Origin of the sequence: Sphingomonas trueperi (assembly GCF_040545965.1) — a bacterium.
Classification (GTDB): Bacteria; Pseudomonadota; Alphaproteobacteria; order Sphingomonadales; family Sphingomonadaceae; genus Sphingomonas; species Sphingomonas trueperi_C.
This window is the reverse complement of the sequence record NZ_JBEPMV010000004.1, coordinates 1-21,573: the sequence shown is the minus strand read 5'-3', so window position 1 is coordinate 21,573 and position 21,573 is coordinate 1. Positions and strand designations below refer to the sequence as shown.

Here is a 21,573-nt window from a genome sequence, read left to right as displayed (position 1 = left end):
CCCCTGGCGGGGGAGGATACGGCTTTCAGGTCCTGGCTTGGACCCTCCGTCCGATCTGCTAGGGGACGGCGCAAACCCTATCCGCAGGAGCCCTCCGCCATGTCCACCGCTACCCCCAAGCCCCGCTGGACGCTGATGATCCACGGCGGTGCCGGCAGCATGCGGCGCGGCGAGCTGCCCGCCGAGCAGGAGTCGGGCGCCGAGGCCGGCCTCACTGCCGCGCTCGACGCCGGCGCGGCGGTGCTGGAGTCGGGCGGCTCGGCGGTCGAGGCGGTGCAGGCGGCGGTGCAGGTGCTGGAGGATGATCCGCACTTCAATGCCGGGCGCGGATCGGTGTTCACCTGGGAGGGCGGCCACACGCTCGATGCCGCGATCATGGACGGGCGCACCCGCGCCGCTGGCGCAGTGGCGGGGTCGACCACTACGCGGCACCCGGTCGCGCTCGCCCGCGCGGTGATGGAGAAGAGCCGCCACGTCCTGCTCGCCGGCGAGGGTGCCGATCAGTTCGCCCGCGAGCAGCAGCTGGAGCAGGTCGACAACAGCTGGTTCGGGACGGAGGAGCGCCGCCAGCAGCTCGAATCGATGAAAGGCGACACCGCGCGGGGCGGCTTCGATGTCGACATGAAATACGGCACGGTCGGCGCGGTTGCCATGGACGCGCAGGGCCATGTCGCCGCCGCCACCTCGACCGGCGGGCTCACCGGCAAGCGCTGGGATCGGGTGGGCGATTCGCCGCTGATCGGCGCGGGCACCTATGCCGATGACCGCGCCTGCGCCGTCTCTGCCACCGGCTCGGGCGAGTTCTTCATCCGCGAGGGCGTCGCGCACGAGATCTGCGCGCGGATGCGGTTCAAGGGCGAGACCGCCAAGCAAGCCGCCGACGTGGTGATGGCCGATGTGAAGGCGATGGGCGGCGTCGGCGGGGTGATTCTGGTCGCCCCCACCGGCGAGCTCGACTGGAGCTTCACCACCCCCGGCATGTATCGCGGCAAGGCCTCGGCAGGCGGCGAGCGTACGGTCGCGATCTACGAGGATCGGCGCGGCTGAACCCCCTTGCCTCGCGGAAATTCGCGAGCAACAATATTGCCCGATCCGCGCCGTTTCGCGTTCGCGAAGATCAATCAAAAGGGGCCGTCACATCATGGTTCGTGCCATTTCGTTCGCCAGCCTGTTGCTGGCCACCACCGCGCCTGCGTTCGCGCAGAATTCGATGCCGCAGCCGGTGCCGATCGTCGACACCATCCCGGCGGCGCGCGACGTGGCCTATCCCGGCACGCTCAAGATCGATGTGGACGCGACCGACACGGTGCGCGGCATCTTCCGGGTGCGCGAGACGATCCCGGTCGCGAAGGCCGGCCGCCTGACATTGCTCTTCCCCGAGTGGCTTCCGGGCAAGCACGGCCCCCGCGGCGAGATCGAGAAGCTGGCGGGCCTGCAGATCAAGGCCAACGGCAAGCGCATCCCCTGGACGCGCGACACGGTCGACGTGTTCGCCTTCCATGTCGACGTGCCCGCTGGCGCTAAGACGGTCGAGGCCGAGTTCCAGTTCGTCTCCGCGACCGACGGCAACCAGGGTCGCATTGTGATGACGCCCGAGATGATGAGCGTGCAGTTCAACTCGCTCAGCCTCTATCCGGCGGGCTATTTCACCCGCCGCATCCCGATCCAGGCGACGGTGAAGTATCCCGAGGGCTGGACCGCCGCCGGCGCGGTGCCCGCCAAGGTCTCCGGCTCGACCTATGCCTATGAGACCACCAGCTACGAGATCCTGATGGATTCGCCGGTGATCGCCGGCCGCTACTATCGCAAGTTCCCGCTCAGCGAACGCGTGACGCTCGACGTGGTGGCGGACAGCGCCGACGAGCTGGAAGCCAAGCCCGAGCAGATCGAGGCGCACAAGCGTCTGGTCGAGCAGGCGGTGAAGACCTTCGGCGCCCAGCATTACGATCACTACCATTTCCTCCTGTCGATCAGCGACAAGATGGGCGGCATCGGCCTCGAGCATCACCGCAGCTCCGAGGACGGCGTGGGGCCGGGCTATTTCACCAAATGGGCCGAGCAGGCGGGTGCGCGCAACCTGCTGCCGCACGAATATACCCATAGCTGGGACGGCAAGTATCGCCGCGGTGCCGAGCTGTGGACGCCCGATTTCCGCATGCCGATGCGCGACCAGTCGCTCTGGGTGTATGAGGGGCAGACCCAGTTCTGGGGCTATGTGTTCCAGGCGCGTTCGGGCCTCGTCACCAAGGAAGAGACGCTGGAAGGCTATGCCAACATCATGGCGAGCCTCGACAATCGTGCCGGCCGCCAGTGGCGCCCGATGATCGACACCACCAACGATCCGATCATCACCGCCCGCGCGCCCAAGGGCTGGACCAGCTGGCAGCGCAGCGAGGACTATTACAACGAAGGCCTGCTGGTGTGGATGGAGGTCGATTCGATCCTCCGCGAGCAGAGCAAGGGCACCAAGTCGATCGACGATTTCGCGCGCGCCTTCTTCGGCGGCCGTGACGGCGATTATGGCGAGGTGACCTACACGTTCGACGATGTGGTGAAGGCGCTGGAGGGCATCCAGCCCTATGACTGGCGCAAGCTGCTCACCGCCCGCCTGCACGACGTATCCGAGCGCGCGCCGCTCAAGGGCTTCGAGCGGAACGGTTACAAGCTGGTCTACACCGACGTGCCGAACAAGATGGGCCGCCCGGGCACCGCGGACCTCAGCTATTCGCTGGGCCTCGCGGTCGGCAAGAAGGGCATTGCCGGCGTTATGTGGGACGGTCCGGCATTCAAGGCGGGGATCACCGTCGCCGACGAGATCGTCGCGGTGAACGGCCGCGCCTATGCCGTCGACGCGCTGATCGAGGCGGTGAAGGCGGCCAAGGGCACCAAGGCGCCGATTCGGTTAACCTTGAAACGGGACGATAGTTACCGAGAGGTTAGCATCGACTATCATGACGGGCTGCGCTATCCGCATCTGGTCAAGACGGTCGAAGGAGAGGCTGGCCTCGACAAGCTGCTGCAAGCCCGCTGAGACGGGCGTAGCCGCCAACCACAGGTTAGAGAAATCATGCGCATCGATCTCATTCCCATTGGCGATGATCCGCCGAACAATCTGAACGTCATCATCGAAGTGCCGGTCGGCGGCGAGCCGGTGAAGTACGAGTTCGACAAGGCGAGCGGCGCGCTGTTCGTCGATCGCATCCTGCACACGCCGATGCGCTATCCGGCGAACTATGGCTTCGTGCCGCACACGCTGTCGCCCGACGGCGACCCGCTGGACGCGCTCGTCATCGCCCGCTCGCCCTTCGTGCCGGGTTGCGTGGTGCGTGCGCGCCCGATCGCAGTGCTCAAGCTGGAAGACGAAGCCGGCGGCGACGAGAAGCTGGTCTGCGTGCCGGTCGACAGCACCTTCCCCTACTATGCAGACGTGGGCGAGCGCACCGACCTGCCGACCATCGTGCTCCAGCAGATCGAGCACTTCTTCACCCACTATAAGGACCTCGAGTCCGAGAAGTGGGTGCGGATCGGCAATTGGGGCGATGCCGCCGAAGCGCGCCGCATCGTCCTCGAGGCGATCGAGGCCGCAAAGAAGGCCAAGGCAGCCTGAGCCAGAATATGCGGCGGCGCGGGGCGCGACCCCGAGGGGTCGGCAACGTCCTCGCGCCGCCGCGTTTCCTTGCCTTCGCCGCGACGACACTTGCGGCGGGCTTTTTCCTGGTGCCGCAGTTCGGCATCCGGATGGGCGCGATGCTCGCCTTCGATATCGGCGCGGCGCTGTTCCTGGCGCTGTGTGTCCCCATGCTCAAGCATCAGTCCGATGCGATGCGGCGCTCGGCTTGCAACAACGATGCGAACCGGCTGGTGCTGCTCGGCATCACCGGCGCGGTCACCGTCATCATCCTGATCGCGATCGCGAGCGAGCTGATGGAGCGCAAGGCGCCCCAGCCCGCGCAGCTCGCGCTGATCATCGGCACACTGGGCCTTAGCTGGACCTTCAGCAACGCCGTCTACGCGCTCCACTATGCCCACCTGTTCTACAGCGAGGCACCGGGCGGGCGCGACAAGGGCGGGCTCGATTTCCCCAAGACGCCCGAGCCCAACTACTGGGACTTCATCTATTTCGCCTTCTGCCTGGGCATGACCTTCCAGACCAGCGACGTCTCCGTGGAGACGCGCCAGCTGCGCCGCGTGGTGACGCTGCATTGCCTGGCGGCCTTCGTGTTCAACCTTGGCGTGGTGGCCTTCACGATCAACGTTCTCGGGGGTAGTTGAGGCGCCGGGCGTCCGCCCGAACCCAGCCTGCCGGAGAAGTCATGTTCCGTGTTGCCGCCCTCGCGCTTGCCGCGCTGCTCGTGCCTGCTGCCGCTTCCGCCCAGACCAACGACAAGTTCGTCGTCGCCAGCCTGACCGAGGGCGTGTGGATGAAGGGCGACCTCCATGTCCATTCGCGCCACAGCAGAGATTCGACCAACCATAGCGAGACGCGGATCATCGCCGACGCCGAGCGGGCGGGCTTCGACTTCCTGCTGATCAGCGACCACGACAACCATGTGAACGGCGACACCGCCCACAACAGCTGGTCCGACCCCGAATTCCATTCCGACAAGCTGCTGCTGCTCTACGGCGCCGAATGGACCACGGTGCGTGGCCATGCGGTGATCCTCTCGGCCAAGCCCTATGATCACCAGAAGCTGTACAACATCCGCGACGCGCGCGACGTGCAGGTGCAGAAGGTGAAGGACGGGCTGGGCGTGCACCTTTCGGCCAATCACCCGACCAACAAGGATCATTTCGGCTATTCCTACGACCTGGTCGATTCGATCGAGGTGTGGAACACCGTCCGCTGGGCGCCGAACAAGACCAACCTGATGGTTTGGGACGACATGCTCAGCTCCGGCCGCAAGATCGGCGCGCGGGGCGGCAGCGATTCGCACCATGGCACGGTGCCGGGCAGCACCGCCCCGCAGGCGATCGAGGCGACCGCCAACAATGTCGGCACGCCGACGACCTGGGTGTTCGCACCCGCCCGCACCCGCGAGGCGGTGATCGCCGCGATCGGCCGCGGGCGCGCCTCGATCAGCGCCAATCCCTATGCGCCGCGGGTGGAACTCACCGCCGACGTGAACGGCGACAGCAAGGCGGACATGCTGATGGGCGACAATGCCAAGGCGCCCGCCGGGCCGGTGCGCTTCACCGTACGGCTGGCGGGGAAGCGCGAGGACGGCGCCTATCACGTCCGCGTGGTGAAGAATGGCGAAGTGTTCGCGATGCTCGACATCGGTGCCGACGGCAGCGTCGGCTTCACCGACACGCCCGATGCGCGGGGCCGCAGCTACTATCGCGTCGAGGTGGAAGGGCCGCAGACGCCCTATCCGGGGGTGGAGAATTTCACCAAGATCGCCGGGCCGATGGTGGCGATCTCCAACCCGATCTTCTTCAACTTCGACCCGGCATTCTGAGCGTCTCTACCCCGCTGACGGGGGGAGCAACCTCTCGCGTTCGAGAGCAGCGTAAGGGCATGAAAAAGGCCCGCCTCCTCATCGGAAGCGGGCCCTTATCGGTGCCGGTTGGCCGTCGCCTCAGGCGGCGGGTGCCTCGGCCTCGTCGCTCTTCACAGTGCGGCGGCGGCGGGGCTTCTTCGGTGCTTCCTCGTCCTCGGCGGGTGCCGCATCGGCACCGATCGCGGGCGGGAGGATGGCGACATCGATGCCGTGCGACGCTTCGGCTTCAACCGGCGCTTCGCGACGCGGACGGCCGCGGCGGCGCGGTGCTTCGGCGACGTCCTCGCTCACCGGCGCTTCGATAGGTGCGCTCGGCTGGACCGGCGCGGCCTCGGCGACATTGCCGTTGGCCTGGCCGTTCGCGGCACCGTTGCTGCGCTCGCGACGATCTTCGCGATAGCTGCGCGGCTCGCGCTCGGCGCGGAGCTCGCGGGCTTCGCGCTCACCACGGGGGTCGCGGTCGCCACGGGCTTCGCGCGGTTCACGCTCGGCACGCTGCTCGCGATCGCCGCGGGGTTCGCGCTCGTAGCGGGGTTCGCGCTCGCGACGGGGCTGCTGCTGCTGCTGGCGGGGGGCGTCGCCCTCGTCCTCGCGGCCGGCTTCGCCTTCCATCTCGAACTCTTCCTCGTCGCCGTCGAAGTCCTCGCGCTGGCGGCGCTGCTGGTTCTGTTCTTCGAAGCGCGAGCGATTCTCGTTCAGTACGCGGAAATAATGATCGGCGAACTGCAGATAATATTCAGCGTTGACGCGATCACCCTGCATCTGCGCATCGCGCGCCAGGTTCTTGTATTTCTCAAGCAGCTGGGCGGCATTACCACGGGCGCGGTTATCGATCCGACTACCATTGCCCTGATTGTTCGAGCTTCCGCCCTGGCGCTGTTGCTGGCCGCCCCGACCGCGACGGCGGCCGGCCTGACGATTGTTCATCAAGGTCTCGTTGTCCTGTCTTTACAAAGCCGTCCGTCGATTCATCGAGGTTCCGGATGCAGGGTTACATTCGCGGAGGGTTCCGGGCGTACCCAGAGCCATCCGCTTGCCACGGCCGCCGGACTGCAGCGGCACACATGACCATGGAGTCGGGCCTCAGCCCTTTATCTCAACAACTTGGTTGAAGGTGCCTCGCCCCGGCCTTCTTCTAGCCGCTGGCGTACCAATCTCCAAGCAGAAATATGTGACGTTTGCGCGTAGTTTCAAGTCAGCCGGACCACGCGCGGCCGTCCACCCATGTCTTTATAGACGCTTGAAGACAGGCCGTGTTCCTGGCCGAGCAAAGAAACTGCATCGGCTTGCGTCCATCCGATTTCGAGCAATGCCGCCCCGCCGCGCGCGAGGAGCGCGGGGAGGGCGGGGACGATACGGCGATAATCGTCGAGCCCGTCGGCACCTGCGAACAGCGCCTCCGCCGGCTCATGGTCGCGCACCTGCGGGGGGAGGGGCTCGTCTGTCCCGATATAGGGCGGATTGGCGAGGATCAGGTCGAACTTGCCTTCGATGCCCGCAGTCCAGTCGCCCAGGCGGAATTCGGCGCGGTGCATCATGCCGAGCGTGTCGGCATTGCGGCGGGCATAGCCGAGCGCGGTCTCCGAGGCGTCGACGCCCAGCCCCTGCGCCTGCGGCCATTCGGCGAGTGCGGCGAGCAGCAGCGTGCCGGGGCCGGTGCCGAGATCGAGGATGCGCGACGGCGCGCGGTCGCCGAACCAGGCGAGCGCCGTCTCGATCAGCGTCTCGCTGTCGGGGCGGGGGATCAGCACCCCGGGGCCGACCGCAAGGTCGATCGTCCAGAAGGCGCGGGTGCCGGTGATATAGGCGATCGGCTCGTGGGTCAGGCGGCGGGCGAGGAGCGCGGCGAAGGCTTCGGGCGCGGGATCGTCCAGTCGGCCGAGCAGGAGCCTGTCGCGCGTGGTGGCGAGGGCATGGGCCATCAGCAGCTCGGCATCGAGCCGGGGGGTGTCGGAGACGGTTTCCAGCTGGCGGGTCGCCTCCGCAAGGGCGGCCCTAACGCTCCTTCCGCTTGCGGGCGGGGTCGGGGGGAGGGGTGGCAGCGTCATCGCGCACCGTCCACGTCAGTCCCTCCCCTAGCCCCTCCCGCGAGCGGGAGGGGAACTGAAGGGAGGATATCAGCCATCCAGCTGGGCGAGCCGATCGGCCTCGTCCTGCGAGACCAGTGCGCCGACCAGTTCGTCGAGCTCGCCTTCGAGGATCTCGGGAAGGCGGTGCAGCGTCAGGTTGATCCGGTGGTCGGTCACCCGCCCTTGCGGGAAGTTGTACGTCCGGATCCGCTCCGAACGATCGCCCGAGCCGACCATCGAGCGCCGCGCGCCGACGCGCTCGGCCGCCAGCCGCTCGCGCTCGGCCTCGTACAGGCGGGTGCGGAGCACCTTCATCGCCTTGGCCTTGTTCTTGTGCTGCGAGCGCTCGTCCTGCTGGATCACGACGATCCCGGTGGGCAGGTGGGTGATCCGCACCGCGCTGTCGGTAGTGTTGACCCCCTGGCCGCCGGGACCGGAGGCGCGGTAGATGTCGATGCGCAGGTCCTTGTCGTCGATCTGCACGTCGGCCTCTTCGGCCTCGGGCAGCACCGCGACGGTGGCGGCGGAGGTGTGGATGCGCCCGCCCGCTTCGGTGGCGGGGACGCGCTGCACCCGGTGCACGCCGCTCTCGAACTTGAGCTTGGCGAACACGCCGGTGCCAGTGATGCCGACCACGACTTCCTTGTAGCCGCCTGCTTCCGAGCTGCTGGCCGAGATCAGCTCGGTCCGCCAGCCGAGCCGATCAGCATAACGCTGGTACATGCGGAGCAGATCGCCTGCGAACAGCGCGGCTTCGTCGCCGCCCACGCCGGCGCGGATTTCGAGCAGCGCCGGGCGCTCGTCGGCCGCGTCTTTGGGGAGCAGGGCGAGCGCCAGCTTGCGTTCGGCCTCGGCGAGCGTGCCTTCGTTGGCGCGGAGTTCCTCCACCGCCATTGCGCGCAGCTCGTCATCGGCGTCCTGCGTCATCTGCTGGAGCGACTGGCCCTCGGCGCGCAGCTGCCGGACCTTGCCCGCCGCGACCGCGACCGGCTCAATCTCGGCATATTCCTTCGAGACCTGGACGAAGCGATCGCCGCCGAGCTCGCCCGACGCCATCAGCGCCTGCAACTCGTCGCGCCGCGCCTCGATCGCCGCGATGCGGTCCGGCGGGATACGGGTCATTCGGTCGGGCCGCCCCAGGCAATGCTGCCGAGCACGGCTTCGATCGCAGCCGCATCGCCGACATTGATCTTGAGCCGCTTCGAGGTCGCGCCGTCCGTCACGGCCAGCGACAGCAGTGCATCGGGGTTGCTCTTCATCGCCTTGTCGAACCGCTTGCGCGGCGAGCCCGTGGCAAGCAACTCGGCTGCCAGCCCGCCGCGACGCAGCGCGGACACGGCGCGCACGCCATCGGCCTGCACGCGATCGTCCTCGACCACGACATAGACCTGGATCGCCGCCGCCTTGGGCTCCTCGATCAGCATCGCCAGCCGTTCGACACCGGCTGCCCAGCCCACGCCCGCGGTCTCGGGACCGCCGAGCGAGCCGATCAGCCCGTCATAGCGGCCGCCGGCCAGCACGGTGCCCTGCGCGCCCAGCCGATCGGTGACGAACTCGAACGCGGTGTGGCGGTAGTAATCCAGCCCGCGCACCAGCCGCGCATTGCGCGTCCAGGCGACGCCGGCGGCATCCAGCCCGTCGGTCACCGCCTTGAAGAAAGCGGCGGCCTCTTCGGTCAGATAGGCATCGATGTCGGGCGCGCTGTCGGCGATCGGGCGGTCGCGCGGGTCCTTCGAATCGAGGATGCGCAGCGGGTTCTTTTCCAACCGCGCCAGGCTGTCCTCGGACAACTCCGCCTTGTGCGCCTCGAAATGCGCGACCAGCGCGGTACGCCAGGCGTCGCGCGTCGCGGCGTCGCCCAGGGTGTTGAGCTGCAGCGTCACGCCCTCGGCGATGCCGAGGTCCTTGAGCAGCTGGTCGGCCAGCACCAGCAGCTCGACATCGGCGGCGGGTTCGGGCGCGCCGATGATCTCGGCGTCGATCTGGTGGAACTGGCGATAGCGGCCCTTTTGCGGACGCTCGTAGCGGAACACCGGGCCGGACGTGGCGACCTTCAGTGGCGCGAACTGCTGCCAGCCCTCGCTAATATAGGCGCGGGCGATGCCGGCGGTGAATTCCGGGCGCAGCGTGATCGAATCGCCGCCGCGATCCTCGAAGGTGTACATCTCCTTGGAGACGACGTCTGAGGTCTCGCCCATCGAGCGGGCGAATACGCCGGTCGCCTCGAAGATCGGGATCTCGAGCCGCTGGAAGCAATAGAGCTTGCGCACCTGGTCGAACTTCTCGAGCACCGCGGCGAAACGCCGCTGGTCTTCACCGAAAATGTCCTGGGTGCCCCGGATTCGCTGGGGGGTCTGGATACGTGCCATTTGGGCGCGGCTATTAGGCCGGTTTCCGGTCCGCCGCAATGCAGGCGAGGGGAAGCCGCCATGTTGATGCGGACGCGCGGCGGGCCTAGGGCGATCCCCCATGAGTCGTATCCTGTGTATCCTCGCCGCGCTGCTCGGTTTCGGCGCCGCTTCGCCCGCTTCCGCCTATTGGGAATATGGCCACGAGACGGTGGGCGCCATCGCCTACAAGAACGTCACGCCGGCGGTGCGCGCCAAGATCGACGCGCTGCTCAAACGGCAGGCGCTGCTCGAGACGCCGACCTGCCCGGCCAAAACGATCGAGCAGGCTGCGGTGTGGGCGGATTGCGTCAAGACGCTGGGGCCGCGCTTCAGCTATGCCTATTCCTGGCACTATCAGAATATCGACATCTGCCAGCCCTTCGACCTCAAGCCGCCCTGCCGCGACGGCAATTGCGTGTCGGCGCAGATCGAGCGCGACGTGAAGCTGCTCAAGGACCGCAAGGTGCCGGTGCGCGAGCGGGTGATGGCGCTGGTGTTCCTCGTCCATTTCGTCGGCGACCTTCACCAGCCGCTTCATGCGGGCGATCACAGCGATCTCGGCGGCAACAAGGTGAAAACCAATTACGGCGCCTTCACCAGCGCCAAGCTCAACCTCCATTCGGTGTGGGACGGCTATCTCGCCGAGCGTGGGATCTCGCAGCCGCCCTCGCCCGTGCGCGCCTATTCGGCGGCGGAGCGGAACGCGGTTTGGGGCGGCAGCGTCGAGGACTGGAGCCGCGAAAGCTGGCAGGTCGCGCGCGACGTTGTCTATCCGAGCGCGGCCGGCGAGGCCGTGTGCACGCCGGGCGATCATCCTGCGCATCTGGACGAGGCGACCATCGCCAAGCTGGTCCCGATTGCCCGTGAACAGGTGGTGCGCGGCGGGCTGCGGCTGGCGAAGCTGCTCGACGAGGCACTGGGCTGACGTTTCGCTCCTTCGGACGGGCTGCTATATCCTGTCCATGAAGAAAGAAACGCATGTGCTGGAGAGGCCGCCCGAGGGCGCGGCGGCGGACTGGACGATCTCGCAGGACTGGGCCGCGTACACGGAGGAAGAACACGCCACCTGGGACAAGCTGTTCGCGCGCCAGGCGAAATTGCTGCCGGGCCGCGCCTCCTCGGCCTATCTCAAGGGGCTGGAGGCGCTGCGGCTCTCCGACTCGGGCATCCCCAATTTCGAGGAATTGTCCGAACGGCTGATGAAGCTCACCGGATGGCAGGTGGTCGCGGTGCCGGGGCTGGTGCCCGACGACGTGTTCTTCGATCACATGGCGAACCGCCGCTTCGTCGCCGGCAACTTCATCCGCCGGCCGGACCAGCTCGACTATATCCAGGAGCCGGACGTGTTCCACGACGTGTTCGGCCATGTGCCGATGCTCGCGGACCCGGTGTTCGCCAATTATCTCGAAGCCTATGGCCGGGGCGGCATGCGCGCGCTGGAGCTGGGGGCGCTCAAGCAGCTCGGCCGGCTCTACTGGTACACGGTCGAGTTCGGGCTGGTCGAGGAGGCCGAGGGGCTGCGCATTTATGGCGCGGGAATCGTGTCGAGCTCGGCCGAAAGCGTGTTTGCGCTGGAGAGCGACAGTCCCAACCGCATCCGCTTCGACATGCAGCGGGTGATGCGCACCGACTATCGGATCGACGATTTCCAGCAGAACTACTTCGTCATCCCCAGCTTCGAGGCGCTGCTGCACGAGACGCTGGAGACCGATTTTGCACCGCTATACGCAGAGATCCTCGCGCAGCCGGACATTCCGATCGCCGCGATCCTGCCCGGGGACGGCGTGATTACCCACGGGACGCAGGCGTACGCGAGCGGAAAGGCCTGAAGCGGAAGCGCTTGAAGGGGCTCGCAATCTGAAACCCCGCCCGCTACCCGACCCTGCATGTCCGGTTCGCCCCGCCTTGCCTTTCTCGTCGCCGCGCTCGGGATCGCCAATTATTCGGTGATGGACGCGGTGATGAAGGGCATGTCGATCGCGCATGGCGCCTATAGCGCGGTGCTGTGGCGCTCGGTCGGCGCGATCGTGCTGCTCGGGCCGATCTTTCTGCTGCGGCGAACCCCCTGGCCGAGCCCCCATGCGCTCAAGCTGCACTTCGCCCGCGGCGTGCTGGCGGGCAGTTCGGTGGTGCTGTTCTTCTGGGGCCTCGCCCGCGTCACCATGGCGCAGGGCATTGCGCTGACCTTCCTCGCGCCGCTGATCGCGATGTTCCTCGCCGCCGCCTTTCTCGGCGAGCGGATCCGCCGCGCGGCGATCGGCGGCTCGCTCGTGGCCAGCCTCGGGGTGCTGACCATCGCCGCCGGCCAGGCGCAGGCCCATGCCTCGACCGAGGTCGTGCTCGGCTCGATCGCGGTGTTCGCCGCCTCGATCCTTTATGCCGGCAGCCTGATCCTGCTGCGACGCCAGGCGCAGATCGCCGATCCGATCGAAGTCGCGCTGTTCACCAGCCTCGTCCTTGCGCTGGTGATGCTGCCCGGGGCGCCGTGGTTCTCGGCGATGCCGTCGGTAAGCCTCTGGCCGTGGATCCTCGGCGCGGCACTAGTCGGCTCGATCTCCGCCGTGCTGCTCGCCTGGGCCTATGGCCATGCCGAGGCGCAGCTGCTGGCGCCGGTGGAATATACTGCCTTCGTCTGGGCGGCGCTGCTCGGCTATGTCGTGTTCGACGAGCGCGTCTCGGCCTGGACGGTCGCGGGCGCGCTGCTCATCATCCTCGGGTGCCTCGCCGCGATCCGCGGCCGTGTCGCCCCCGCTCCCCAGACCGAGGCCGCCGCATGACCCAGATCCGTTTCGCCACCCCCGCCGACGTCCCCCAGATCCTCGGCTTCGTCCGCGAACTGGCGGAGTTCGAGCGCGAGCCCGACGCCGTGGTCGCCACCGAGCCGATGCTGGAAGCCGCGCTGTTCGGCCCGCGCCCGGCCGCCGAAGCCGTGATTGCGGAGACCGAGGACGGCGTGCCCCTCGGCTTCGCGCTGTTCTTCCAGAACTTCTCCACTTGGACCGGGCTGCCCGGCATGTACTTGGAGGACCTCTACGTCACCCCCGCCGCGCGCGGGGCCGGGGTCGGCAAGGCGCTTCTGCGCCATTTGGCCGATATCGCCGTCACGCGCGGCTATGCCAGGTTCGAATGGTCGGTGCTCGACTGGAACCAGCCGGCGATCGATTTCTACCGCGCGATGGGAGCCGTTGGCATGGACGAATGGACGGTGCAGCGGGTGACCGGCGACGCGCTCGCCAAGTTGGCCGGGCGCTGATGGGCTGGATCTACCTGCTGCTCGGCGGGCTGTGCGAAGTGGGCTTCACCACCTGCATGCGCTTCACCGAGGGCTTTCGGAACATCCCCTGGACGCTCGCCTTCCTCGTCTGCATCGCGGTATCGATGGCGCTGCTGGAGATGGCCTCGCGCACCGTGCCGCTGGGCACCGCCTATGCGGTGTGGGGCGGGATCGGCGCGCTCGGCACGGTGATCGTCGGCATGCTGTGGTTCGGCGAGCCGGTGAGCGCGATGCGCATCCTGCTGATCCTCGGGCTGGTCGGCTGCATCGCCGGGCTGCGGCTGGCGGGCGGCGGGCACTAAGACCCCTAAGGGCTAGGCAGGCCCGTTTTTGTCTGACAAGATCGGCGGCAAGACCGTCGTGTCAGGGGAGAGAATGTCCGTGAAAGCCAAGTCGCCTCTGCTGCTGGGGGCAGCGCTTGCTGCGAGCATTGCGCCGAGTTTTGCCGCGCAGGCCGCGCCGGTGCAGGCCGCCGCCGCCGAGGGCGCGACGTTGCTCGCGCAGAACCCGACCGGCGCCAGCTTCCGCACCGCGCAGGGCGTGCTCGCGCTCACCATCTGGGGCGACCGGATCGTGCGGGTGTCACTGCTGCGCGACGGTGCCGAGCGCATGCCCGACCTCGCGCTGGTCGGCCAGCCGGCCAAGACGGCGTGGACGCTGGATCAGCAGCCCGATCGCTATCTGCTCGCCACGCCCGCCATGCGGATCAGCGTCGATCGCAAGACCGGCGCGGTGGCGCTGCTCGGTGCCGACGACAAGCCGCTGGTCGGCGAGACCGATCTCTACCGCCGCAAGCTGGGCGGCACCCCCGACGCCGACGGCGCGGTGCGCACCGCCTTCACCCTGCCCGAGGGGCGGGCGGTCTATGGCCTCGGCCAGCACCAGGCGGGGCTGCTCGACTATCGCGGCGCTATCGTCCGGCTGCAGCAGGCGAATACCGATGTCGGCGTGCCCGTGCTGGTTTCGCCCGCCGGCTTCGGGCTGTTCTGGAACAATGCCTCGGTGACCGAGGTCGCGGTGGACACGCCGCAGGCGGGCAACCGGATCGTGTTCCGCTCGGCAGCGGGCGAGGGCCTCGACTATTTCCTGTTCGCCGGGCCCGATGTCGACCAGGTGATCGGCGCCTATCGCCAGCTTACCGGCGCCGCCTCGCTGCTGCCGCGCTGGGCCTGGGGGCTGTGGCAGTCGAAGGAGCGCTATGCCTCGCAGTCCGAGCTGCTGGGCGTGGCGGCCGAATATCGCCGGCTCGGCATCCCGCTCGATGCGGTGGTGCAGGACTGGCAATATTGGCCTGAAGGGCGCTGGGGCAGCCATGAGATGGACCCGGCGCGCTATCCCGACCCCAAGGCGATGCTCGACACGCTGCATCGGCAGAACCTGCACAGCATCGTCTCGGTCTGGCCGCGGCTCGATGTCGGGCTGGAGAACACACGAGCGCTCGACGCGATCGGTGGGCTCTACCCCAAGACCTACCCCAATGTGTATCCGGCGGGCGAAGGGCGTTGGTATGATGCCTTCTCGCCCAAGGCCCGCGCGCTCTACTGGAAGCAGATCTCCGACCGGCTGGGGAAGGCCGGGTTCGACGGCTATTGGCTCGACGGCAGCGAGGCCGAGCTGGGCGGCCATTGGGGCGAGATGGCCGAGGTGGCCACCGCGGCGGGACCCGGCGCGCAGGTGTTCAACGCCTATCCCTTGATGCACACCACCGCGGTGCATGACGGCATGGCGGCCGACTATGCCGCCAAGCGCCCGCTGCTGCTCACCCGTTCGGCCTGGGCGGGGCAGCAGCGGAATGGCGCCTTCACCTGGTCGGGCGACGTCAGCGGGCGGTGGGACGTGTTCGCCAAGCAGATCCCGGCCGGCGTCAATTTCTCGATGACCGGCAATCCTTTCTGGTCGGCGGATATCGGCGGCTTCTTCGGCGGCAGCCCCAAGGATCCCGCCTATCAGGAGCTGTTCACCCGCTGGCTGCAGTTCGCCGTGTTCAACCCGATGTTCCGCATCCACGGCACCGGCGAGGGCAAGGAAGTCTACAGCTTCCCCCAGAGCGTCCGCCAGCCGCTGCTCGATGCGGTGGCGCTGCGCTACCGGCTGCTGCCCTTCCTCTATGCGCAGAGCTGGCAGGTGGCGGACGGCGGCGCCTCGTTCCTCTATCCGGTCGGCATGGTCTTCCCGCAGGACCGCGCGGTGCAGGACCTGCGCGACCAATATCTGTTCGGGCGCAACCTGCTGGTCAGCCCGGTGATCGAGCCGGGTGCCACGTCGCGTTCGGTATATCTGCCCGCTGGCACCGAGTGGATCGATTTCTGGACCGGCACCCGCCATGCGGGCGGGGCGAAACTCCAGGTCGCCGCGCCGATCGGCCAGATTCCGGTGCAGGTCGCAGCAGGCACGATCCTGCCGCTGGGATCGCCCGTTCAATATGCCGACCAGTCCCCCGATCGCCCGATCGAGCTGCGCGTCTATCGCGGCGCCGATGGCCGCTTCACCCTTTATGACGATGCCGGCGACGGCCAGGGTTGGCGCCGCGGCGAGCGGGCAACGATCGCGCTGGCGCTGGATGACAAAGCCGGCACCCTGACGATCGGCGCACGGCAGGGGCGCTATCCCGGCATGGCGAAGTCGCGGCGGTTCCGGGTGGTGACGGTGGCGTCGGGCGTCGGCACGGGGCTCGCCGAGGCGACTGGGCGTGAAGTGGTGTATGACGGGCGGCGGGTCGTGATCACGCTTTAAGGCGCCGCCCGCGAAGGGTCATCGCACCACCAAAGACTTGTCATCCCGGCGCAAGCCGGGATCCATTCGCGCCGATCTGACGGTTCCTTCCCCCAGCGCTGAAGGCAATGGATCCCGGCTTTCGCCGGGATGACGGTCGTTTTGAAGGCGACGTCCCTTCCACGTGGATGGCGAAATCCTGGGGGAGGAAACACTAGCCGCAGTCCTTCAATCTGCTACGCTCCCTGCAACTAAGGGGGAGGACGAGGATGCGGCGTGCGGTGTGGCTCTTGGCGGCGGCATGGCCGACGCTCGCGCAGGCACAGCAACTTCCCGCCCCGGACAAGACCGCGCAGGGCGATCTCGCCATCACCATCTACCAGAACGGCCAGGCGCTGGTGCAGGACGCCCGCACCCTCCCGCTCGAGGCCGGCCGTACCCGCCAGGAATTCGCCGACGTTTCCGCCAAGATCCGGCCCGAGACGGTGACGCTCGCCGGACCCGGCATCGGCATCGTCGAGCAGAATTTCGATTACGACCTGCTCACCCCCTACAAGCTGATGGAGAAGGCGGTCGGCTCGGTCGTCACCATCGTCCGCACCAACCCCGCGACCGGCGCCGAGACGCGCGAGCAGGCGCGGATACTCTCGGCCAACGGCGGCATCGTGCTCCAGATCGGCCCCCGCATCGAAGTGCTGCGCGATGACGGCCTGCCGGTCCGGGTGATCTTCGACAAGGTGCCCGAAAATCTCCGCGCCCGGCCCACGCTCTCGGTCACGCTCCAGGTCGCTGGCGGCGGCCGGGTGCCGGCGACGCTGAGCTATCTCACGCCGGGCCTCGGCTGGACCAGCGACTATGTGATGCTGTTCGACGAGGCGAAAAGCGCGATCGACATGCAGGGCTGGATCACGCTCACCAACGATACCGGCACCAGCTACCAGAATGCCGCGGTGACGCTCGTCGCCGGTGCGCCCAGCGGCGCGAAAGCCTTCGGTCGGCTGGCGGGCGACGATACGACCATCGACCAGCCCGGCACCGAGACCGGCCCGCGCGAACGGCTGGGCGACTATATCTTCTACCCGCTCGCCCAGCGGACGACGATCGCCAACGCCCAGCAGAAGCAGGTCAGCTTCCTCGACGTGAAGGCCGCGCCGGCGCGCAAGACCTATGAGTGGATCAATGGCTGGCTGGGCGCCGACACCGATCCGCGCAGCGCCGCCTCGGTGCTCAAATTCTCGACGTCGAAGAATGGCGGCCTGGGCGACCAGCTGCCGAGCGGCACGATCCGCGTCTATATGCGCGACCGTAAGGGCGAGCCGCAGTTCATCGGCGAGAGCCGGGTCGATGCCGCGCCGATGGGCTCGGCCATGTCGATCCGCACCGGCGAGGCGTTCGACGTGAAGGGCGCCGCGGTGGTGGTCGAGCGCAAGAAACTCTCGGCGCGGCGCTGGAAAACCACGATGCGCTACGACTTCACCAATGCGCGCGCCGAGCCGATCACCGTCGATCTTGCCCAGACCGGGCTGTGGGGCGATGTCCGCGTCACCGACCAGACCCTCGCCGGCGAGCGCGTCTCCGCCGATCGGATAGAGTGGAAGGTGCCGGTGCCTGCCAATGGCAAGGCATCGGTGACCATGGTGTTCGACAGCCGCTACTGATCCGATGCTTGCCCGCATCGCCTTTGCTGTTGTCGCGCTGCTGACCGCACTGCCGGCGGCGGCGCAGACGCTCGTCGTCTCGGACAAGCCCGATGCGGTGGCGGTCACGGTCTATCGCGATCCCAACCGTCGCGAAGGGACGATCCGGCGAAGCTGGCCCGGGGGCTATGCGCTGGTCACTGAGACGCGGACGCTGCAGCTGCCCGCCGGTGCGTCGGTGATCCGCTTCGTCGGGGTGTCCGAGGGGATGATGCCGGAGACCGCGATCGTCATCGGCCTGTCGCGCGGGGTGGGCGAGAAGAACCGCGACGCCCGGCTACTCGGCCCGGCGACGCTGATCGATGCGTATCTCAAGCGCCGCGTCACCGTGCGGCGCACCGATCGCGCCACCGGCAAGGTCACCGAAAGCGAGGCGGTGATTCAATCGGGCCCGGTGGGCGGCGTGCTGCTCACGACCGATCAGGGCGTGGAGGCGCTGGGCTGTTCGGGGCTGCCGGAAACGCTGGTCTATCCCGGCGTCCCCGCCGATCTCGCCGCCAAGCCGACGCTGTCGGTGACGACCGACAGCCCCCGCGCGCAGACGGTGACGGTGCAGCTTTCCTATCTGGCGCAGGGGCTCGACTGGTCGGCCAACTATGTCGCGCAGCTGGGCGAGGGCGACATGCTCGACCTGTTCGGCTGGATGACGGTGGTGAATGGCGGCAGCCAGGGCTTTGCCGATGCCCGCACCAGCGCGGTGGCGGGGCAGCCCAACAAGGAGAAGGCGGCGCGGCTGCCGCGCGGGGCTTCGACCGCATTGCGGCTGGAATGCTGGCCGATGGGGAAAACCAGCGACGCCCCGGCGCCAGGCGCGCCGATGGCGCCGCCCCCGCCTCCACCCCCGTTGCCGGTACCTGCACCGATGGATCGAGCCGAAAGCATCATCGTCACCGGATCGCGCATCGCCTTCGCGCCGGTGATGATGGCCGAGCAGGAGGATCTGGGCGACCTCAAGCTCCACCGCGTCCCCGAACCGGTGAGCGTCGCCGCGCGCGCCACCAAGCAGGTCGCGCTGCTCCACCGCGAGCGGGTGCAGATGGCGCGGATCTATGCAGGGACGTTCCAGCCCTTTGCCTATGATCCCGATCGCGACACCGAGAGCGAACCGGCCGCCATCCTCCTGCGCGCCGAGAATCGGACGAGCACCGGGCTCGGGCTCCCCCTGCCAGCCGGGTCGGTCGCCCTGTTCGCGGCGCGCGGCGACCAGCCGGTGCTGCTCGGCGAGTCGGCGCTCCAGGATCGCGCGATCGGCGACGAGATCGAGCTCCGGCCGGGGGACAGCAGCGAGGTCCGCTACACGGTGGTCGGCCAACCGGGCTCGAAGCGGCGCGCAAACTACCGGGTCGAGGTGACCAACGCACTCGCCGCCCCCGTCACCTTCGAACTGCCGATTCCCTATCGCGACGCCAAGGCAGGCGCGCCGCTTGTGTCCCACAAGGGCGTCCCCACCTGGCGGGTAACCGTGCCGGAGAACGGCACCGCGAGCCTCGACCTCACCCTCAAGCGCGCGCGCTGAGACCTTAGTCCAGGTCGACCTGGTCCTTCAGCGGGTCTTCCACCTGCGCGTCATGGCCGCTGCCCGAGCTGAGGAACATCAGCCCCATCAGCGCCGCCGCCATCATGATGGTGAAGAACACGCCCAGGAAGGTGGCGATCGCGGTGACGATGTGGAGCTCGCCCATCGTCGCCCATAGCCAATATTCCGCCACGCCAGCGGCGAGCACGGCCACCGCCGCCATCCCCCACAGGATGCGGCGGAACCGCCCCCAGGCGAAGGCGGCGTACCGTGGATCGTCGAGTCCGTCGGGCTGTTCCATCGCTTTGCAAGTTGGGCCGATTCGTGGGATAAACAACGCCTAAAAAATGAAAGCCAAGGAGAGAAGGCGATGACCATCGCGGCAATCCTCGAAGGCAAGGGGCGAGACATCGTGTCGATCGCCTCCACCAGCACCGTCGCGGAGGCGGTGGCACTACTCGCGGCCCGCCGGATCGGCGCGGTGCCGGTCCTCGAAAACGGCAATGTCGTCGGCATCTTTTCCGAGCGCGACGTGATCCATTGCATCGAGCGCGAAGGCGCGATCGGGCTCGAGCTGCCGGTCAGCCGCGTGATGACGGCGCCGGCGATCACCGTCGGGCCGGAGGAGACGGTGCTCGGCGCGCTGGCGCTGATGACGCGGCGGCGCATCCGCCATCTGCCCGTGCTCGACGGGCAGGCGGTGGTCGGCTTCATCTCGATCGGCGATCTGGTGAAGTACCGGATCGATCGCATCGAGTCCGAGGCCGAGGCGATGCGCGCCTATATCCAGGCGGCCTGACGCGGCTCAGCCGGCCCGGTTGCGCACCAGCGCGATCGCACCGGCGAGCGTCTCCCGCGCAAAGGCGAACAGCAGCGCCCCATAGCTCGCGCCACCCACACTGACGAGCAGTGCCAGCCGGGGCAGGGCGGCGAGCGGCGGCAGTTCGCGATCGACGAGGGTGACGATCAGCCCCATCGCCAGCGCCGCGAACACCGGCGCCGCAATCGCTCGGCCCAGCCGCGCATAGGTCACGCCGATCGCCGGCAGCGTGCGATGCGCCGAAAAGGCGAGGTAGAGCGGATAAGCGACGTACCAGGCGGCGACGAGGCCGAGGATTCCCCAATGCACGCCGACCAGAAAGGCGATCGGCAGGAACAGCGCGCCGGTCGCCCCGTTGCGCGCGCTGATGCCGGGGCGTCCCCGCGCGTCGCTGGCGGGCGCGAACAAGATTTGCAGCGTCATCAGCGGCATCACCAGCGCCAGGCCATGCACCACCGGCGCGGCTTCCGCCCATTTCGGCCCGAGCACGACCGCAACCAGCGGCTCGGCGGTCGCGGCCAGCCCGATATAGAAGGGCATCGCGGCAAGCAGGATCAGTTGCGCGCCGCGCACGAACGCCGCCGCCACCGCCTTGGGATCGTCGCGCATCCGCGCATAGGCCGAGAAGGCGACCTCGTTGAGCGGCGGCACGAACTTCGAGACGAAGATCTGGGTGAGGAACAGGCTGGTCGTATAGATGCCGAGCAGATGCGGGTCGAACATGCGCCCGGCGATGAACACGTCGGCCTGGCTCTGCAGGAACCAGAAGACCTGCCCCGCCGCCATCACCCCGCCATAGCGCGCCATGTCGCCCGCGCCGCGAAAGTCAAAGCTCGGCCACACCAGCGCGCGCGCCGCCACCGTCATGCCGATCGCGCGGCTGGCGAACAGCACGATGGGGGCGGCGACCAGGGTCCACACGCCCCAGCCGGCATAGGCCCCGGTCAGCGCGGTGATCGCGCCCGCAAGCGCCGAGACGAAATTGACTTGCGCCTGCTTGGCGAAATCCATCGATCGCGCGAGCAGCGCATACGGGAGCGCGATAAACGGCGTGCAGAGATAGAGCAGCGCCTGCACCCGCAGCAGCGCGGCAACCATCGGCTGGCGATAATAGGCAGCGGCCAGCGGCGCGGCGGTGAGCTGGAGCAGCGCCAGCCCGCCGTTGAGCAGCAGCAGCATCCCGAACAGCTGGCGCTGCGCCCGGTGCCCGGCGTCCGCACGCTGGATGAGCGCGCTCGCCAGCCCATAGCCGTTGAGCATGTTGAGCAGCACCAGCACCACCTGGGTCATGGCGAACAGCCCGTAATCGGCGGGCGCGAGGATACGGATGACCAGGAAGGTGGACGACCAGGTGAGCAGCTGCCCCAGAATCTGTGTGCCCGAACGCCAGATCACGGCCTTTCGCACCTGATTCCGGAGCGATTCCGGGGCCTGATTCGGCGATTCGAGCGTTGATTCGGTCACCAGCGGCATATCGCATGCCCCGATTGAGAAGCCGTAAACCGCAGATTTCTGCGGATTTCAGGGCTGCCTGTCACGAAAACGACAGAAAGTTTCATTTTCTCGTTGACGGTGTTGGGAACCGCGCATAGAA

The 21,573-nt window shown here is 67.9% G+C and carries 20 protein-coding genes; 14 read left to right on the top strand and 6 right to left on the bottom strand.

The annotated features are described in order from the left end of the window. The first annotated feature begins 99 nt into the window (after positions 1 to 99). From ABIC35_RS11675 to ABIC35_RS11655, 5 genes are all read left to right on the top strand, one after another. Positions 100 to 1,047, top strand: coding sequence for an isoaspartyl peptidase/L-asparaginase family protein (locus ABIC35_RS11675; protein WP_121071985.1), 948 nt, complete (start codon positions 100 to 102; stop codon positions 1,045 to 1,047). Between the two features lie 94 nt (positions 1,048 to 1,141). After that, complete coding sequence (locus ABIC35_RS11670; protein ID WP_121071983.1) at positions 1,142 to 3,031, top strand: M61 family metallopeptidase; 1,890 nt, start codon at positions 1,142 to 1,144, stop codon at positions 3,029 to 3,031. A 36-nt stretch (positions 3,032 to 3,067) separates the two neighbouring features. Continuing rightward, on the top strand, positions 3,068 to 3,607 hold the full coding sequence (ppa, locus tag ABIC35_RS11665) for an inorganic diphosphatase (RefSeq protein WP_064311114.1): 540 nt from the start codon (positions 3,068 to 3,070) through the stop codon (positions 3,605 to 3,607). 140 nt (positions 3,608 to 3,747) lie between these two features. Beyond that, the gene (locus tag ABIC35_RS11660; RefSeq protein ID WP_121078919.1) at positions 3,748 to 4,272 is read left to right on the top strand and encodes a DUF1345 domain-containing protein; all 525 of its coding nucleotides are present in this window, start codon (positions 3,748 to 3,750) and stop codon (positions 4,270 to 4,272) included. Positions 4,273 to 4,313: 41 nt separating this feature from the next. Continuing rightward, positions 4,314 to 5,459 carry a CehA/McbA family metallohydrolase gene (locus tag ABIC35_RS11655; protein WP_121071981.1) on the top strand — a complete coding sequence of 382 codons (1,146 nt, stop codon included), beginning with the start codon at positions 4,314 to 4,316 and terminating at the stop codon, positions 5,457 to 5,459. Positions 5,460 to 5,579: 120 nt separating this feature from the next. On the opposite strand, the gene ABIC35_RS11650 is transcribed toward ABIC35_RS11655, so the two are convergent. The 4 genes from ABIC35_RS11650 to hisS form a co-directional block, all read right to left on the bottom strand. Beyond that, entirely contained in the window at positions 5,580 to 6,428 is an 849-nt protein-coding gene (locus ABIC35_RS11650; protein WP_121071979.1) for a DUF4167 domain-containing protein, read from the bottom strand. Positions 6,429 to 6,691: 263 nt separating this feature from the next. Beyond that, positions 6,692 to 7,549 carry a peptide chain release factor N(5)-glutamine methyltransferase gene (prmC, locus tag ABIC35_RS11645; protein ID WP_121071977.1) on the bottom strand — a complete coding sequence of 286 codons (858 nt, stop codon included), beginning with the start codon at positions 7,547 to 7,549 and terminating at the stop codon, positions 6,692 to 6,694. Positions 7,550 to 7,618: 69 nt separating this feature from the next. Next, positions 7,619 to 8,692 (bottom strand): peptide chain release factor 1, encoded by a 1,074-nt coding sequence (prfA, locus tag ABIC35_RS11640; protein ID WP_121071975.1) that lies wholly within the window; start codon positions 8,690 to 8,692, stop codon positions 7,619 to 7,621. Further along, positions 8,689 to 9,939 carry a histidine--tRNA ligase gene (hisS, locus tag ABIC35_RS11635; RefSeq protein WP_121071973.1) on the bottom strand — a complete coding sequence of 417 codons (1,251 nt, stop codon included), beginning with the start codon at positions 9,937 to 9,939 and terminating at the stop codon, positions 8,689 to 8,691. The genes prfA and hisS overlap by 4 nt, the downstream gene beginning before the upstream one ends. Positions 9,940 to 10,039: 100 nt before the next feature. On the opposite strand from hisS, the gene ABIC35_RS11630 reads away from it, so the two are divergent. From ABIC35_RS11630 to ABIC35_RS11595, 8 genes are all read left to right on the top strand, one after another. Next, the gene (locus ABIC35_RS11630) at positions 10,040 to 10,885 is read left to right on the top strand and encodes a S1/P1 nuclease (protein ID WP_121071971.1); all 846 of its coding nucleotides are present in this window, start codon (positions 10,040 to 10,042) and stop codon (positions 10,883 to 10,885) included. A gap of 37 nt (positions 10,886 to 10,922) precedes the next feature. Beyond that, positions 10,923 to 11,789, top strand: a complete 867-nt coding sequence (phhA, locus tag ABIC35_RS11625; RefSeq protein WP_121071969.1) for a phenylalanine 4-monooxygenase — start codon at positions 10,923 to 10,925, stop codon at positions 11,787 to 11,789. A gap of 57 nt (positions 11,790 to 11,846) precedes the next feature. Next, the gene (locus ABIC35_RS11620; RefSeq protein ID WP_121071967.1) at positions 11,847 to 12,737 is read left to right on the top strand and encodes a DMT family transporter; all 891 of its coding nucleotides are present in this window, start codon (positions 11,847 to 11,849) and stop codon (positions 12,735 to 12,737) included. Further along, complete coding sequence (locus tag ABIC35_RS11615) at positions 12,734 to 13,213, top strand: GNAT family N-acetyltransferase (RefSeq protein ID WP_121071965.1); 480 nt, start codon at positions 12,734 to 12,736, stop codon at positions 13,211 to 13,213. The genes ABIC35_RS11620 and ABIC35_RS11615 overlap by 4 nt, the downstream gene beginning before the upstream one ends. After that, entirely contained in the window at positions 13,213 to 13,536 is a 324-nt protein-coding gene (locus ABIC35_RS11610) for a DMT family transporter (RefSeq protein WP_121071963.1), read from the top strand. The genes ABIC35_RS11615 and ABIC35_RS11610 overlap by 1 nt, the downstream gene beginning before the upstream one ends. A 73-nt stretch (positions 13,537 to 13,609) precedes the next feature. After that, the gene (locus ABIC35_RS11605) at positions 13,610 to 15,967 is read left to right on the top strand and encodes a glycoside hydrolase family 31 protein (RefSeq protein ID WP_121071961.1); all 2,358 of its coding nucleotides are present in this window, start codon (positions 13,610 to 13,612) and stop codon (positions 15,965 to 15,967) included. Between the two features lie 248 nt (positions 15,968 to 16,215). Further along, positions 16,216 to 17,604, top strand: a complete 1,389-nt coding sequence (locus tag ABIC35_RS11600) for a DUF4139 domain-containing protein (protein ID WP_121071955.1) — start codon at positions 16,216 to 16,218, stop codon at positions 17,602 to 17,604. Positions 17,605 to 17,608: 4 nt separating this feature from the next. After that, the gene (locus ABIC35_RS11595) at positions 17,609 to 19,159 is read left to right on the top strand and encodes a DUF4139 domain-containing protein (RefSeq protein ID WP_121071953.1); all 1,551 of its coding nucleotides are present in this window, start codon (positions 17,609 to 17,611) and stop codon (positions 19,157 to 19,159) included. Positions 19,160 to 19,163: 4 nt separating this feature from the next. On the opposite strand, the gene ABIC35_RS11590 is transcribed toward ABIC35_RS11595, so the two are convergent. Continuing rightward, entirely contained in the window at positions 19,164 to 19,460 is a 297-nt protein-coding gene (locus ABIC35_RS11590; protein ID WP_121071951.1) for a hypothetical protein, read from the bottom strand. A gap of 69 nt (positions 19,461 to 19,529) precedes the next feature. Here ABIC35_RS11590 and ABIC35_RS11585 point away from each other — a divergent pair, with 69 nt between their 5' ends. After that, complete coding sequence (locus tag ABIC35_RS11585; RefSeq protein WP_121071949.1) at positions 19,530 to 19,958, top strand: CBS domain-containing protein; 429 nt, start codon at positions 19,530 to 19,532, stop codon at positions 19,956 to 19,958. 6 nt (positions 19,959 to 19,964) lie between these two features. Here ABIC35_RS11585 and ABIC35_RS11580 read toward each other — a convergent pair whose 3' ends face one another. Then, positions 19,965 to 21,452 (bottom strand): lipopolysaccharide biosynthesis protein, encoded by a 1,488-nt coding sequence (locus ABIC35_RS11580; RefSeq protein WP_121071947.1) that lies wholly within the window; start codon positions 21,450 to 21,452, stop codon positions 19,965 to 19,967. Positions 21,453 to 21,573 lie beyond the last annotated feature (121 nt).